Consider the following 16146-nt stretch of genomic DNA (forward strand, 5'->3'; position numbering starts at 1 on the left):
ACGAATGCACAAAATTTTGATAGCCGCGAAGGCGGTGGCGGCAAGATCTGGATGGCGGTGATAGCGCTCATTGGTAGCGTACCCTCGGGTCGACTGCCAGATACAGCATGTCGACACAGAAATTGAACAGCACATAAAGTGCAGCGATCACCAGCAGCGCACCTTGTATGACCGGGTAATCGCGCCGCATGACGGCCGACACCACCAGATTTCCGATGCCTGGAAGGCTGAATACCGTCTCGGTGACTACTGCGCCCGAGATCAGCGCCGCAGCGGTTAATCCGAGCACCGTGATGATGGGAATCAGCGCGTTCTTCAAAGCATGGCGAATGACCACACGCAGTTCACTCATGCCCTTGGAACGTGCCGTACGTACGTATTGATCGTTCAGCACATCAAGCATGCTGGAGCGCGTCGATCGCAGGATAATGGCGCTGGCGCCCGTACCCAGCGCCATTGCGGGAAGAAGCAAATGACTCAGTCGGGTTGTGAACGAGGCGTCTGGTCCGCCATAGCCCGCCACGGGAAGCCAGCCCAGTTGGGCCGCGAATAATTGGATCAATAGCAAACCGAGCCAGAAACTGGGTACGCTGGCGGCCAACATCGCGAAGGTGGTGACGCCCCGATCGATCCAGGAGTCCCGCCGATAGGCCGCCAAAATGCCCAACGGTATCGCAATTGCTGTCGCGATCACCATCGTAAATAAAGTCAGAAACAGCGTCGGTTCACTGCGTTCGTACAAGGCGGTGGTGACCGGACGATGCAAAAAAATCGAGTTGCCCAAGTCGCCTCGTGCCAGTTGTGCGAGGAACAGGGTGTACTGCTTGATCAATGGCGCATCCAAACCGAGATTAGTGCGCAAGGCTGCAATCTCGGTGGCCGTGGCATCGGGCCCGAGCATGATGGCTGCTGGGTCGCCCGGCGTGATCCGCACGATCAAAAAGACGATGGTCAGCACGAAGAGCATCACGACCAGCATGCCCCCTACGCGCTTGAGTATATATTTACTCACTCTTTGTACGCATTCCAGAAATAGGGCCACGGTGAAGGCTTCATGCCCTGGAGCTTGGTGGACTTGGCGGCGAGCGTGTTCAGGTCACCGATTTTCATGAACGGTGCCTGTTCATAGATGACGGCTTGCAAGTCGGCCCATAAGGCTTTGCGCTTCTCGGGATCGATCTCGCGATTCATGGCATCGAACGTGGCGCTGCGCTCTGGCGAAACCCACCAACCTGGATAGCTCTCCGAAAGGGTCGCCATCAACGCCGGATCGGGCAAATAGGGTGTGCTGGTGGCGAAGATATCCCAGAGATCGGGATTGGCACGACGTCCCAGCAGCGTTGCCCAGTCCATGACTTGCAGGTCCACCTTGAAACCGACTGCTTTCAGGTACTCGCTCGCCATCAAAGCCACTTGGTAATTGATCTCGTTCTGGCGTGTAGCGATGATGCGGATTGGCGTGCCGTCGTAATTCTCTTTGACCAGCCGAGTGGCTTTGTCCAGGTCGCCCGTGTTGTAGTGACCGCCCACCCCTTTGTCGGTATGCCAGACGTAGCCCTCGGGGTAAAGTGCGCCATTGGCCGAGTAAAACTCTTTACGCCCGATGGCCACGGCAAGCGTGTCCTCCATGTTCAGAGCGGCCTGCATCGCCTGGCGCAGTTTGACATTGGCGAAGGGCCCCTTCTGAGTATTGAGCACGTACAGATAGAACACAGCTGGCTTGAGCACAAAGGGCTCGGCCTGGCCCTTGATGCGATCTACCGCTTCTGCGCCAATCACCTCGGCATAATCGTATTGGCCTGTCAGCGCACCTTCGATGCGTGTGTTGACATCGGGCACCGGCACGAAACGAATCTCGTCTAAATATTGATGACGCGCGCCGCCAAAATTATTGGGCGCTTCTTCTCGCGACGCATAGTTGTCAAAGCGTGTGAGTTGAAGGTATTGATCGGGCCGGTACTCGTGAAAGGTGTAAGGTCCGGTTCCTATGGGTTGCTTGGGTGCGGCATCGGATGTGCCGGCCGGCATGATCACCGCGGCCGCGTTATTGAAGGCGAGCAGCGAAAGCAGGGGTACGTAAGGCTCTTTTAGCGTGATCCGTACATGGCTGCTGTCGATGGCCTCTATCGTCTCGATGTTGTCGGCGACCTGTTTGCCCCGTGGCGCGACACGGGTCCACCGCTTCAAGGAGTCAACCACATCTTTTGATGTCATCGTTGCGCCGTTGTGAAACGTCACGCCCGAACGTAGTGCGATGGTGTATTGCTTACCGTCGGCGCTGATCTCCGGCAGGGTAGCGGCCAGTAGGGGAGTGACCTCCCACTTTGAATCGAAGGTGAACAGTGTCTCGTAGTAATGCTGGGTGATGACACCGACCAGATCGGCGGTCGATGCCATGGGATCGAACGTCGGCACCTCGCCGATGACCGCTACGTTGGCGACGCCGCCGCGTTTCTGAGCACTGACTGTCGCTGGTGCGAGTAAGCACGCCGCCACTGCCATTACACATGCAGCTTGCCATCGTTTGAGATATCGCTTCATGACTTCCCCTGAGAACACTGGTTTAGGCTTACGTTATTACGGATGTTCAGGCGTTATAAGGGAATATTATCTAAAGCAGTTGCTTATGAATAGGCCGGGATTACACCAATGCCTTGGTGGTTGCGTAGACGTGTGCTCGGTCTAATCAGGCGAACGTTTAGGTGCCACTTTTGCAACCCGTCGACGCTTTACTCGAATGTTTTTGAATTTACCGGCAGAGGCGTTAACGAAGTCGCAGCAGGTATGGACGGGCACATCGCGAGATCGTGCAAAAATTTGGTACTTTGCAGGATGGTCAATGAGAATTTCCCCCGTAGTCCGGTTCATCGTCTGAACCTTGTCCTTCGGTCTCGGTCTATCCCGCATCGACAGGGGGAATGAGCGCATGGATACGACATATCGAGTGCAGGCGAGGTCGCTGCAGCCACTGGTGGGCAATGGGCACATCCACGCGCATCAGCCCGATGGGCAGGCGCTGCAGACGCATTCGTTGTATGGCGGACGGGTTACCGTCGATCGTCGTCGCTGGACTTGCCGCGAGGCGGAATTTAGCTGGACGGCGCCACAGCATGTCATTATCTTGACCGAGCGGGGGGCCACCGCCCGCACTCACATCCGTAGCGGCACGAAGCCGATTTATGACGGACGTGACCGCTCAGGGGCGGTTAGCTTCGTGCCCGCCGGGGTCGAACGTAATGGTTATTTCCGCGATGCCGACCTGGTCTATACCGCTTTGTGGGTCGATCCCGGTTTGGACCTGCCGGGCTGTTCGCAGCTATCCGCCCTGCCGCTGCGCGTCAATACCAGCGACCCCGTGATTCGGACCCTGCTGGCCTCGCTCGGTGCCGAAATGGCCGCGGGCCAAGTGCCGGAGGCTGTCTACCTGGAACATCTGCTGGCCTTGATGTCGCTGCGCCTGGGCGGCGGCGGTGGCGTCAGGGGGCGTGCTTGTGCCGATCCTCCGGCCAAAGTGCATCGCTTGGGCCGTGGGGTTGTCAAGCGACTGGACGAATACATCGAATCCCATATCGACGCCGGGATTTCGCTAAGCGAACTGGCCCAGTTGGCCGACATGCCTGTCGATACTTTTGCACGGCGCTTCAAAGCCGAGACCGGTATGGCGCCCTATGCCTATGTCATCGAGCGGCGAGTGTGGAGGGCCGAAACGCTACTGCGTGCCGGTAGTATGCCGATCAGCGCCATGGCTTTGGAATTGGGCTTCTCCAGCCAAAGCCACTTTACGTCGACCTTCCGGCGCCTGACCGGCATCACCCCCCATGCCTACCGGCAAGGCATGGGTTTCCAGGATTCTGACATCGCTTCCTGATTCCTGAAAGAGCGGCGCGGCGATCTTCCTCATACTGGGCGCCTGCTACCTTCTTTCAGGAGATAATCATGGATGACAAGGCTCCAGCGCGTCCGTCGCGACGCGCTGTTCTGCAGGCCGGCGCCGCGACAGGTCTGCTGGTCGCAAGCGGGGTGCCGACCATGGTTCGCGAGGCGCTCGCCACCCACGCCGTGCCAGACACTGCGAGCTCGCTGCCGACTCGCCCGGTGACTTTGCGCATCAATGCCGCCATGTATGAGCTGTCGCTTGATCCGCGCACCACCCTACTGGACGCGCTGCGCCACCAGATCGGCCTGACAGGTTCCAAGAAGGGCTGTGACCACGGCCAGTGTGGCGCTTGCACCATATTGGTCAATGGCCGCCGTATTAATGCCTGCCTGACGCTGGCGGTCATGCATGAGGACGATGACATCACGACCATCGAGGGGCTTGCCAGCGGTGACACGCTGCATCCTATGCAGGCCGCTTTTATCGCGCGTGACGGCTTTCAGTGCGGCTATTGCACACCCGGCCAGATCTGCTCCGCCGTGGGCATGTTGCAAGAGGTGCGCGCCGGCTGGCCCAGCCATGCCAGCCAGGATGTGGCAGCGCCCATGGCGAGACTGACCGATGTCGAGATCCGTGAGCGCATGAGCGGCAACATTTGTCGCTGCGCCGCGTATCCCAACATTGTTGCCGCCATCCATGACGTGGCCCAGGAGGCCTGATCCCATGATGCCCTTTACCTACGAGCGAGCCTCCAACCCGGCTCAGGCTACAGGAGCCGTCGCGGCCAATCCGCAGGCGCGCTTTATCAGTGGCGGCACTAACCTTCTGGACCTGATGAAGCTCGAAATCGAAAAGCCCGATCATCTCGTCGATATCAGCCGCCTGCCCATGGCCACGATGCAAGACACCGCCGAGGGTGGTCTGCGTATCGGGGCCCAGGTGCGCAACAGCGACTTGGCGGCTGACAGCCGTGTGCGCAGCCGCTATCCCTTGCTGTCGCAGGCGCTGCTGGCGGGCGCGTCGGGCCAGATTCGCAACAAGGCCAGTACCGGTGGCAACCTGCTGCAGCGTACGCGCTGCCCCTATTTCTACGATCCCAATATGCCCTGCAACAAGCGTGAGCCGGGTGCCGGGTGCTCGGCCCTCGAGGGCCATAACCGCATGAACGCGGTGATAGGAGCCAGCGGCGACTGCATCTCGGTGCACCCGTCGGATATGGCCGTGGCCCTGACCGCATTGGATGCCACGGTGCAAACGATCATGCCCGACGGTCAGACGCGTAGCCTGCCCATTACCGAGCTATACCGCTTGCCGGCGACGACTCCGCATATCGAAACTCAGTTGGCCCAGGGCGAGATGATTGTGGCCGTCACGCTGCCGCCCGCGCCGCCGGGCCATCAGCTCTACCGCAAGGTGCGCGACCGCGCCTCGTATGCTTTTGCTCTGGTCTCGGTAGCCGTGGTGATGGATGCCGAAGGCGGCCAAGTGCGAAGTGCACGTATCGCACTGGGTGGCATTGCCCCCAAGCCATGGCGTGCCGTGGCTGCCGAGCAGGCTCTGGCCGGGCAGCAGGCCGCCGCACGGTCGTATTCTGCTGCTGCCGAGGCCGCCCTGGCGGGGGCACAGGGCCACGGTGGCAACGATTTCAAGATTCCGCTGGCCAAACGGACCCTGCAACAAGCGTTGGCGACTGCCGCTCAGACCCCGAGAGCCTGATCATGACGACATCCACGCAAGACTCGCGCTTCATCGGCCAGCCCGTCGACCGCGTCGATGGCCGGCTCAAAGTGACCGGCCGCGCGACCTATGCCTACGAACAGACCGAAGCCGGGCAGGCCGTCCACGGCTACATCCTGGGGGCGTCCATCGCCAAGGGGAAGATCCTGGACATCGATGACCGCGACGCGCAGCGTGCGCCGGGGGTCTTATATGTAATGACTCATCGCAATGCGCCCGCACAGCCGGCGTTCGGCCCTGCCGTGCCGCCTAATGTGCCGGACGTTTTCACGCGTGCCCGACCTGCATTGGCCAACGATCGCGTGCGCTATTACGACGAACCCGTTGCCCTCGTCGTGGCCAAAACTTTTGAGGCCGCACGCGCGGCGGCCCGCCTGATACGCGTGCGCTATGCCGAGGAAAAGGCTGATTTCGATTTGGTTTCGCGCCTGGGACAGGCTTATACACCGCCACGCGTCAATGCGGGCATGGCGCCCGATAGCGCGGTGGGAGAGTTCGAGGGCGCGTTCAAGGGAGCAGCGGTCGCATTGGATGTCACCTACACGACCCCGTATCAAAGTCATAATCCCATGGAGCCGCAGGCCACCATCGCGGTATGGCGGAGCGATGACCTGACCGTGTACGCGTCAGCGCAGACGTTGAATAATTTCCGCGCCACCCTGGCCAGCACACTGCGCATCGCGCCTGAGCGTATCCGTGTTATCAGCCCCTACATCGGCGGAGGCTTTGGAGCCAAACTGATCCCCCATGCCGATGGCATTCTGGCGGCCCTGGCCGCGCGCGTGTTGCAACGTCCCGTCAAGGTCGCCCTGACGCGGCAGCAGATGTATGCCAATGCAGGCTATCGCGCGGCCATGGTCCACCAGTTGCGCCTGGGCGCCGAGCCGGACGGCAGGCTGATTGCGATGGGCTACGACGTTTACTCCGCCACCTCGCGCTTTGAGGAGTTTTGCGAACAGACGGCGGTATTCGCACGCCACTTATATGCTGCGCCCAACCGTCTGACACGGCATCGTCTGGTACCGGTGGATCTGAATCGTGGCGAATGGATGCGTTCGCCCGGAGAGGCACCCGGCATGCTGGCCTTCGAGTGCGGCATGGACGAACTGGCCGAGCGCGTGGGATTGGACCCGATCGAGCTGCGCGTGCGCAACGAACCCGACCAGGACCCCGAACGCGGCGTGCCGTTTTCCACTCGCAACCTGGTCGAATGCATGCGCACCGGTGCCGAGCGCTTTGGCTGGGAGCGCCGTCATCCCAAGCCCGCCAGCGTGCGAGAGGGCCGCAAGCTGATCGGCATCGGCATGGCGGCCGCCATCCGGCCTAACTACATCGGCGCCTCCAGCGCCCGGGTGGCGATCGACGCGCAAGGGCGGGTCACCGTCAGCATGGATATGACCGATATCGGTACCGGCACCTACACGATCCTTACACAGGTTGCCGCCGAAAGCCTGGGTGTACCCATGTCGGCGGTGCGAGTGCGGCTGGGTGACAGTCGCTATCCTCGCACCGCTGGTTCGGGTGGCTCGTGGGGCGCCGCCAGTGCCACTAGTGCGGTGCTAGCGGCCTGCCAGGCGATCAAGCGCCAGATTGCTGAGGCCGCTGGTTCGCCTTACCGAGAGGCCGACGTGGCCACGCTGCGCTTTGCCGGCGGTAATGTCAGTGTGGGCGATCAATCCGAATCTATTGCCGCGCTGATGGCTCGCGTGGCGCCCGGCGGCCTGCAAGCCGACGGCAGCGTGGGGCCGATGGGTGAACCGTACAAAGCGTACTCGCAGCATTCTTACGGTGCGCATTTTGTCGAAGTCGAGGTTGATATCGACACCGGCGAAATCCGCATGCGCCGCATGCTGTCGGTCATCGGTGCAGGGCGTATCCTCAATGCCAAGACCGCGCGATCGCAGATATTGGGTGGTATGGTCTGGGGCATAGGATCGGCGTTGATGGAGCAGAACCTGCTCGATACGCGCCACGGGCATTTCGTCAATCATGATTTGGCCGAGAACCTGGTGCCAGTCAATGGTGACATCGCGCAGATGGAGGTGGTGTTTCTGGAGTTGCCCGATGAGAATGCCAATCCGTTGGGCGTCAAGGGCTTGGGCGAGCTGGGTGTGTGCGGCGCGGGGGCGGCGGTCGCCAATGCCGTCTACAACGCCACGGGTGTTCGCGTGCGTGAGTTCCCGGTTACGCTGGACAAGGTAATGGCAGGCTTGGGGGAGGTGGCCGCCTAGGGAAGGTCTGCATGGTGCCGAGTTACCCGGTTCAAGAGCCCGACATATATCAGTGGGAAGTATCCGTTTTTTCTTGACTGGAGATGGACATCAGCTTTTATGGCAAACGCTATGTTCGATGAGTATTTGGAGCGATGGGGGCTGACCCTGGACGGCGAGGCTTTCGGTTCCATGAATGGAAATCTGCTTCCCGTTCGGCAACGAGGTTTGCCAGCCATGCTCAAAATCTCAGAAGAGGTCGAAGAACAGGCAGGTAGCTTGCTTATGGTCTGGTGGGACGGTGAGGGTGCGGCGCCAGTGTTGGCTCATGACGGTGCGGTCTTACTTATGGAGCGTGCATGCGGCTCGGCGTCGCTTACGCATATGGTGAACTGCGGTCAGGATGACGAGGCCACTCGTATCCTCAGTGCTGTAGCTGGTCGTCTTCACGCCCCACGCGAAAAGCCGCTTCCCACTTTAGTTCCACTGACGCGATGGTTCGAAGCGCTATGGAGCACAGCGGCTACGCACGGGGGAATTTTTGAGCAGTGTGCAATGGCCGCCCGTGAACTGTTGGACGCTCCTCGCGATATGACAGTGCTACATGGCGACATCCATCACGGCAATGTGTTGGATTTCGGACCGAAGGGATGGCTCGCGATCGATCCAAAAGGGCTTTACGGTGAGTGTGGCTTCGATTACGCGAACATTTTCTGCAACCCCGATGGGAAAAGCGCTTTGGCACCAGGCCGTTTTGTGCGCCGGGTCGAGATCGTGGCACAGGCCTGCGGCATTGATCGTCGCAGGCTACTGCAATGGGTGCTTGCATGGACAGGGCTATCAGCCTCTTGGATGCTGGAGGGGAACCATGAGCCGGGCACTCCACTCGAGGTGGCGAAGCTCGCAGCATCGGCGCTTGGTTCTTGATTCTTCAGAAGCCACACCGGCTAATTGGCGGGGCGATATCTGTCCACACGCTCCCGGCAGAGACTCACAATGTGACTGACTGGCGGAGGCTGCGTCACGTAACGCCTACCGCCAGGCCAAATCATCCGGCCGGCACTAGCCCCGTGATGCCAAGCTCCTTGGCCGTGGTCGACGTCGGCATGTCACCGCCCCAAACCGACCGTGGAGACTAGCTCGTTGGTGGCGTTGCTTTCGTTGGTGCAGGATCGCGACTATATTGCCACATTGGCGAGTTCTGTTGCGCACATGTATGAGCAGCTCAGTCTCATCAGCATCGTACGAATGCCCTCCCGCTTGGAGTTCGGTCCCATCGGAATGTTGTGAGCAGCTGATTCCCCAAGCATCGTGCTACCGGCCTTGCGCGAAACATTGCGAGGTATTGCCGTAGAGCTGACCACCGGCGAATCCGGAGATACCAATCTGTTCGGTCGGTGTTTTCTGGACTGAATCATTAACAAGCAATTCTCCTGGAGCATCTGATGACTGAACCGAAGAAGCCTGAATGGCGGCTTGAAACCGTGGCTGTGCATGGCGGCTACCGTCCCGATCCGACCACGCGCGCCGTGGCGGTGCCCATCTACCAGACCGTGGCGTACGCGTTCGACGATACGCAGCATGGCGCGGACCTGTTTGATCTGAAGGTGCCGGGCAATATATACACGCGCATCATGAATCCGACGACCGACGTGCTGGAGCAGCGCGTAGCGGCTCTGGAAGGCGGCATCGCCGCGCTGGCGCTGGCGTCGGGACAGGCCGCGGTGACTTACGCCATACAGACGATAGCCGAAGCGGGCGACAACATTGTGTCGTCCAGTACGCTGTACGGCGGTACTTACAATTTGTTCGCGCACACGCTGCCGCAGTATGGCATCACCACGCGCTTCGCCCAGCCCGCCGACCTGGCCGCCTTCGAAGCGCAGATCGACGAGCGCACCAAGGCTATCTTCGCCGAATCCGTCGGCAATCCGCTGGGCAACATCACTGACATTGCCGCGCTTGCCGAACTGGCACACCGTCATGGTCTGCCGCTGATCGTGGACAACACCGTGCCATCGCCGTATTTGTTGCGTCCCATCGAGCACGGTGCCGACATTGTGGTGCAGTCGTTGACCAAGTATCTGGGCGGCCATGGTACCAGTCTGGGCGGCGCCATCATCGACTCGGGCAAGTTTCCTTGGGCCGAGCACAAGGATCGCTTCAAGCGCCTGAATGAACCGGACGTCAGCTACCACGGCGTAGTCTATACCGAGGCCTTCGGCCCGGCGGCCTACATTGGCCGTGCTCGCGTGGTGCCGCTACGGAATACGGGGGCGGCGATTTCGCCATTCAACTCGTTCCAGATCCTGCAAGGGATAGAAACCCTGGCGTTGCGGGTGGATCGCATTGTCGAGAATGCCGTGAAGGTCGCGAACTACTTGCGCGAACACCCGAAGGTGGAATGGGTCAACTATGCTGGATTGCCGGACCATCCGGATCACGCGTTGGTTCAGAAGTATCTGGGTGGTAAGGCGCCCGGGCTGTTTACGTTCGGGGTCAAGGGCGGTCGCGATGCCGGCGCGCGCTTCCAAGACGCGCTGCAGCTCTTCACGCGCCTGGTCAATATCGGCGATGCCAAGTCGTTGGCCACGCACCCTGCCTCTACGACGCACCGCCAGCTGAATTCGCAAGAGCTGGAAAAGGCGGGTGTACGCGACGAAACCGTGCGCCTGTCCATCGGCATCGAGCACATCGATGACCTGTTGTTCGATCTGGACCAAGCGCTGGCGAAGGTGTAATCGGAGTGACGCTGCGTCCCACAGCGTCTTATTGAAATTTGCCACGAGAGGACCACTAGCGCGTATTCATTCCGAGGACATCCGGGTTTATAGGTGTATTGATCGGGCGAGTTTTCCTTTACATTGACTGGCCTGACCACTCGACCACTGGGATGTGCTGGACATGATTCCCCTTCAAGCCGTCAGTTCTCCTCGTCTCTATCGGATCATCGCGGGGCAGATCGCCGGGCGGATCCGCGAGGGTGAGTTCGCGCCCGGCGATCGGCTTCCTTCGGAACGAGACTTGGCCGAGCATCTGCAGGTCAGCCGGGCGTCGGTGCGCGAAGCCTTGATTGCGCTGGAGCTTGAGGGTTATGTCGACGTCCGGGTGGGAACCGGTGTTTTCGTGACGAACACACAGGCGGGCGAGCGGCGCGAGATCAAGGGGGTCCCCTCCATCCATGATGCCGGCGGCAATGATATGGGGCCGTTCGATCTGCTGGAAACGCGCCTGCTGCTGGAACCCGAGTCCGCCTCGCTGGCGGCCCAGGTGGCCTTGCCCGCGCAGATTGTCGCAATAGAAGCGGCGCATCGGGCGATGAATACGGCCGACGCGCCGGGGCGTCATGATCGCGCCTTTCATCTGGCGATCTCCGCTTCTTGCGGCAATGCGGCGTTGGCTTCGGCGATTACGCATTTATGGAGCCTGAGCCAGAGCAGTCCGGTTTATTCGCGTATGGAGACCCATTTCGTCACACGGCACGTATGGGAGCAAGCCAAGCTGGAGCACGAGCAGATTCTCAACGCTATCGCGCAGCGCGACCCGGGACGAGCACGCCATGCCATGCATGATCACCTTGTCGGCATCCTGGCGCGCCTGCGGGCGGATTTTGGACGAACGTCGCTGTAAAGCGCGTATTCAACCCGACACATGGATCAGCATCATGTCGCTCCCTAATCCCCCCGGCAATCATTCCAGTCTCGTGAGCCATGAGGCCCGCGCCTGCCTGCCTGACGGCGTTTCATCGAGATCTCGAAGCTGGCTGTTCGTGTCGGCGCTGGACAGTGCCGCCCAGCGTCGCGCATTGGGCTCTGGCGCCGACGTCCTGGTAGCCGATCTGGAAGAATTGACAGCGCCGCAAGATAGACAGGCGGGATGCATTCGCGTGGTGGATTTCATGGCGGAATGCCGGCAGGCTGGCGTGGTGACGGCAGTGCGCATCAATTCCCTGGACGAGGGTGGCCAAGGACAGCTCGAGAAAGTCATCGAAGGCGGGCCGGCCGCCGTGTTGATATCGCAGACTGAGGCGGCGCGGCATATCGAGGAACTCGATGCGTTGCTAGGGGCGTGTGAAACCCGGCTGCGGTTGCCACTGGGGCATACTGCCATCGTGCCGGTGCTGGCTTCGCCGTTGGCCGTCGTGCGCACATTCGAGGTGCTCGCCGCCAGTTCGCGCGTCAAGGCAGGTATGCTGGCGGGCAGGAGGCTGGCCAAGGTCTTGCAAATGGAAAATCCGGACGACGCGACGGCGCTCAGACATGTGCGTAGCCGTTTCGCACTGGAATGTGCAGCCGCCGGATGCCTGGCGGTCGACAGTGGGTACGCTTATCCGGACGCCCAGGCGCTGGCGGACGATCTGGCCTGGGCGCGCGGCGTCGGCCTGAGGTCGAAGCACGCGATATCTGAAGATCAGGTGGCCGCGCTGAACCAGGCGTTGTTGTCGTCCAGGCAGATACCGGAGAATTAGCTTGAACGCCTGCGCTGAAGTGAGGCTGACGATATGATCATCTCTGATCTGTTGGCTTTTTCCCTTGAAACTTTGGACTATAGATTGACGTGAACATCATTTTTGCCTCTACCATGGATCTGGACGGTGACGCCTGGATCAAACCGCTGCAGGCCGCCATCCCGTCTGCCCGCATTCATGGCTGGTCTGCTAACAGTGCCTCAGTGGGCGCGGATATCGCGATTGCCTGGAATCCTCCCAAAGACCTGTTCCAGCGCGAAACCGGGATACGGGCTGTGTTCAATCTGGGAGCCGGGGTCGACGCGTTGTTTCGCTTGCCGGGTCTGGGCGACGACGTCTCCGTCGTCCGCATCGAAGATGCGGGTATGGCCGTGCAAATGGCGGAGTACGCGGTATATGCCCTGGTGCGGGCGTCGCGCCAGTTCGACGAGTACGAACGTCTGCAAAAGCTCAAACGCTGGGATCCGCAACCCGATATACAACGCGCTACATGGAGCGTAGGGGTATTAGGCATGGGCGTGATGGGGACACGGGTGGCTCAGACGATCGCGAGCCTGGACTATCCCGTGGCGGGCTGGTCGCGCAGCGGCAAGGAACTGCCGGGCGTACAAAAATTTGCGGGTCCGGATGAATTGCCCGCGTTCCTGGCGCGTACGCGTGTCCTGATCAATACCTTGCCCCTTACCGATGAAACGCGCGGTATTCTTCGCCGGGAAACCTTGCAGCAATTGCTGCCGGGCGCTTATCTGATCAGCATGGGGCGCGGCGCCCATCTGGTCGAAGAAGACCTGCAGCCATTGTTGGATTCAGGTCATCTATCGGGGGCGACGCTCGATGTTTTCGGAGAGGAGCCTTTGCCGCAACAGCATCCGTTCTGGTCGGATCCACGCATTACCATCACCCCGCACGTGGCTGCCGCCAGCCTGCGCGAGGAAACCATTGAACAGGTATCGGACAAGATCAATCGTTATCTGCGCGGTGAGCCGCTGACCGGTGTGGTGGAGCGCGACAGGGGATATTGAGATTTGGGATTTACAGTATCTGTATAAGGAAAGGGCGCGAATTTCAGCGCAGGTTGAAATAGGTAAGACCCGCTGTAAATCAGTGGGCGATGCCGTTTCGCCGTGCCGATCCACGGATGGGCTGCTTCGCTAAAATCATGTTTGCGGCTTCGAGGCCTCTCGAGAGTGTTTCAGCACCTGCGTTGCGCCCAATAGAAAGCTGTCAACACGCATGTCGATCACTCGTCCGAGATCCTTCGGCACTGGCAATCCATAGATCCACCTGCGCATACCAATATAAAAGACGCCCGAGTGCATGGACCAAATCAATTCGATTTCGTCTTCAAGTTCGTCTGCATTGCGCGGTTCAGGAATGCCGAATTCTTTGCGCATTTCACGCGCGATCACAATGAAGTGGCGCTCACGCAGCAGCGCCACGTATCGCTGGTTGATGCCTTCACGGGTCAGACCTGCCGAGATAAAAATCCTTATCCAATCGTTCTTCAGAACAAATTGCGCATAGTCTTTTAAATAGTGCTTCAGCCTATCTGCCAACGGCCGGCTGCTATCCGAAAGCCAGTCTTCCCAGACTGGATCCCACCTGCGAACGAATACTTCGTCGTAGACACGATCAACCAGTGCTTCCTTGGTCGCAAAGTGGTTGTAGAGAAGCGGTTGGGTGATGCCTAGTGCGCGGGCGATCTCGTGCGTGCTGACACTGAAACCACGTTCAGCGAACAACTGGATGGCCTTCTGAACGATCTGTTGTTCGCGAGCTTCCTTGGACAGTCGCGGCTTGGAAACACGCGGTGCGTCGACTGTTTTTTTCCCTGCTGCAGACTTATTTGGTCCTCGTTTGGCAGTGGTGGGCTGCTCGATTTGGTCTGTTGTCATTCCGGTCCCAGTGGGTTTTTTCCCAAAGAAGGGCGTGAAGCTGTCATCCAAGTTCAGTATAGCCCGGCTCCCCACTGCGTTCGTGATCGACTCATTAGCAATACACGCGTTTTCCCTAGTTAAAAAGTGCTTGGTCATCATGAAAAGCAGAAGTATTATTTATCGAATGATAAATTAAATAGTGGATACTGCTTTGAGGCTTTCGACTAAAAATTGGTGCTTATAGAAATAAATCATCTATAGAACTGATGTTTTATTTTATATAAATTATCAATCAATCAATAAAAGGATTCTTTCGTATGCCAATTCGGAAATTGGGCCACTTCTCAGTCCGAACGCCCCATCTCGAGGAGTCGATGCGCTTCTATGTTGAGATTCTGGGTCTTCATATCGGCTACCGTCCTCCATTGCATTTTCCTGGTTATTGGCTCTATCAAGGCGGAGACGAAGCAGATTTTGGCGTGGTCCATCTCATCGGCACCGGAGGAGGCGGGTCAGGCCTTGCGGACTACCTAGGCGAAAGGAAAGAGACGGGGCACGGCACCGGTGCGCTTGACCACCTGGCTTTCCTAGCAGATGACATCGATGAGTTTCGTGAGCGTCTCGATAGCAACGGGATTGCTTATCAGCAAAGGAATGTGCCTGGTCTGGATCTTCGCCAGTTGTTCTTTGCAGATCCCTCTGGAATCACGATCGAGATGAACTTTTCTGGTGCTCAAGGAGTGTGAAATGGACCCTTTGGTAAGAAAACAAATAATGAACTTATCCAGTCAACTTGATGGCGTTGATCTCGTTGCAAAAGCGACGGCAATGATCCCCTTCCTTCGTGAAAAGGCGGATGAAACCAATTCGCTGCGACACCCGCCTGAGGAAGTCAGGCTACGCCTGAAGACTGACGGCGTGGCGCGTCTATGGCAGCCAAAGCGATATGGTGGGGCGGAGGGCGGACTGATCGAAGGCGCAGACATCTTGCGAGAGATAGGTCGCGGTTGCGGTTCGACAGCGTGGATTCTCGCTCAGAACATTATGCATAACCTGATGCTTGCGAACTGGCCGCAGCAGGCTCAGGATGAGATCTGGGCTGGCAGCCCGGACGCGCTTGTCAGTGGGATACTGATCCCGGGTATCGGCAAGGCAGTGAAGTGCGATGGCGGTTATATGCTCTCGGGCCGGTGGCCATTCGTCAGCGGATGCGAAATCGCTGACTGGATTATTTTCACGGGTGAATGTGTCATCGACGACACTGCAGAAAAGAAAGAACTTCATTTCGTTCTGCCCAAGGACCAAGTCAACATTCTAGATACTTGGTACACGATTGGACTACGAGGCTCATCGAGCCAGGATTGTGTTCTGTCGGACGCTTTTGTGCCCGAGCACATGGCTGTCACGCTGGACGATCTCAAAGGGAAAGGTTCTAGTCCCGGCTCCAAGGTCAATACGGGCTGGCTCTATAAGGTTCCCCTTTACAGCTTATTCGGCTGCTATATCGGCAGCGCGGCACTTGGCGTTGCTGAGGCTGCGGTCGACTACTTCCTTGAGAATGCCCGAAAGCGCGTATCGACCGCGTCAGGCAGCAGTGTCTCAAATTTCACCACGCAGCAGGTAAAGGTTGCTGAGGCGAAAACCGCTGTGCTGGCAGCACGCCAACTCATCTACTCGGTCCTTGCCGACGCCGAAGCGCTGTTCAAACGGGGTGACATTTCGACCGTCGAGGATAGGACGCGCTATCGGGCTATCGCGACTTACGCGGGAAAGCTTGCCGCATCCGCGGTGAATCTTGTGCTGGACGCAGGCGGTGGCGGCGTGATTTACGAACGAAATCCCATCGCTCGATGCGTATCGGACGTCACCGTGGCCCATCGCCATATCACCCAGAATTGGGACGTCAATGCTTCGACCTACGGCCGCGTTCTGCTCGGACTTCCGTGTGGCGTCGACGCGTTGGCGGATTAGCAGGAG

Annotated in this window: 14 protein-coding genes; 11 read left to right on the forward strand and 3 right to left on the reverse strand. The window is 59.1% G+C overall.

The window, feature by feature from the left end; translation table 11 throughout:
• Nucleotides 1-67: 67 nt before the first annotated feature.
• Both ACYVDM_RS22930 and ACYVDM_RS22935 read right to left on the reverse strand, forming a co-directional pair.
• A complete protein-coding gene (locus ACYVDM_RS22930) occupies nt 68-1012 on the reverse strand; it encodes an ABC transporter permease (protein ID WP_415789949.1) in 945 nt (314 codons plus the stop codon).
• Nucleotides 1009-2541: an ABC transporter substrate-binding protein gene (locus ACYVDM_RS22935; protein WP_415789951.1), complete on the reverse strand. Its 1533-nt coding sequence runs from the start codon at nt 2539-2541 to the stop codon at nt 1009-1011. The genes ACYVDM_RS22930 and ACYVDM_RS22935 overlap by 4 nt, the downstream gene beginning before the upstream one ends.
• Nucleotides 2542-2926: 385 nt before the next feature.
• Here ACYVDM_RS22935 and ACYVDM_RS22940 point away from each other — a divergent pair, with 385 nt between their 5' ends.
• The 9 genes from ACYVDM_RS22940 to ACYVDM_RS22980 all read left to right on the forward strand — a co-directional run bounded on the left by ACYVDM_RS22940 (nt 2927) and on the right by ACYVDM_RS22980 (nt 13314).
• Nucleotides 2927-3868, forward strand: a complete 942-nt coding sequence (locus ACYVDM_RS22940; protein ID WP_415789953.1) for a helix-turn-helix transcriptional regulator — start codon at nt 2927-2929, stop codon at nt 3866-3868.
• 68 nt (nt 3869-3936) lie between these two features.
• Complete coding sequence (locus tag ACYVDM_RS22945; protein ID WP_415789955.1) at nt 3937-4596, forward strand: 2Fe-2S iron-sulfur cluster-binding protein; 660 nt, start codon at nt 3937-3939, stop codon at nt 4594-4596.
• 4 nt (nt 4597-4600) lie between these two features.
• Nucleotides 4601-5593 (forward strand): FAD binding domain-containing protein, encoded by a 993-nt coding sequence (locus ACYVDM_RS22950; protein WP_415789957.1) that lies wholly within the window; start codon nt 4601-4603, stop codon nt 5591-5593.
• A gap of 2 nt (nt 5594-5595) precedes the next feature.
• Nucleotides 5596-7845 carry a molybdopterin cofactor-binding domain-containing protein gene (locus ACYVDM_RS22955; RefSeq protein ID WP_415789959.1) on the forward strand — a complete coding sequence of 750 codons (2250 nt, stop codon included), beginning with the start codon at nt 5596-5598 and terminating at the stop codon, nt 7843-7845.
• Between the two features lie 99 nt (nt 7846-7944).
• Nucleotides 7945-8751, forward strand: coding sequence for an aminoglycoside phosphotransferase family protein (locus ACYVDM_RS22960; protein ID WP_415789961.1), 807 nt, complete (start codon nt 7945-7947; stop codon nt 8749-8751).
• 518 nt (nt 8752-9269) lie between these two features.
• Nucleotides 9270-10565 (forward strand): O-acetylhomoserine aminocarboxypropyltransferase/cysteine synthase family protein, encoded by a 1296-nt coding sequence (locus ACYVDM_RS22965; protein WP_415789963.1) that lies wholly within the window; start codon nt 9270-9272, stop codon nt 10563-10565.
• A 163-nt stretch (nt 10566-10728) separates the two neighbouring features.
• Complete coding sequence (locus tag ACYVDM_RS22970) at nt 10729-11454, forward strand: FadR/GntR family transcriptional regulator (RefSeq protein WP_415789965.1); 726 nt, start codon at nt 10729-10731, stop codon at nt 11452-11454.
• Between the two features lie 34 nt (nt 11455-11488).
• Nucleotides 11489-12292, forward strand: coding sequence for an aldolase/citrate lyase family protein (locus ACYVDM_RS22975; RefSeq protein ID WP_415789967.1), 804 nt, complete (start codon nt 11489-11491; stop codon nt 12290-12292).
• 89 nt (nt 12293-12381) lie between these two features.
• Complete coding sequence (locus ACYVDM_RS22980) at nt 12382-13314, forward strand: 2-hydroxyacid dehydrogenase (protein WP_415789969.1); 933 nt, start codon at nt 12382-12384, stop codon at nt 13312-13314.
• Between the two features lie 135 nt (nt 13315-13449).
• Here the strand turns inward: ACYVDM_RS22980 and ACYVDM_RS22985 are convergent, their stop codons facing one another.
• Nucleotides 13450-14328: a TetR/AcrR family transcriptional regulator gene (locus tag ACYVDM_RS22985; RefSeq protein WP_415789971.1), complete on the reverse strand. Its 879-nt coding sequence runs from the start codon at nt 14326-14328 to the stop codon at nt 13450-13452.
• A gap of 215 nt (nt 14329-14543) precedes the next feature.
• Between ACYVDM_RS22985 and ACYVDM_RS22990 the strand changes: the two genes are divergently transcribed.
• The gene (locus ACYVDM_RS22990; protein WP_415789973.1) at nt 14544-14915 is read left to right on the forward strand and encodes a VOC family protein; all 372 of its coding nucleotides are present in this window, start codon (nt 14544-14546) and stop codon (nt 14913-14915) included.
• Between the two features lies 1 nt (nt 14916).
• Complete coding sequence (locus ACYVDM_RS22995) at nt 14917-16140, forward strand: acyl-CoA dehydrogenase family protein (RefSeq protein ID WP_415789975.1); 1224 nt, start codon at nt 14917-14919, stop codon at nt 16138-16140.
• Nucleotides 16141-16146 lie beyond the last annotated feature (6 nt).

It is taken from the genome of Bordetella tumulicola (genome assembly GCF_054779135.1).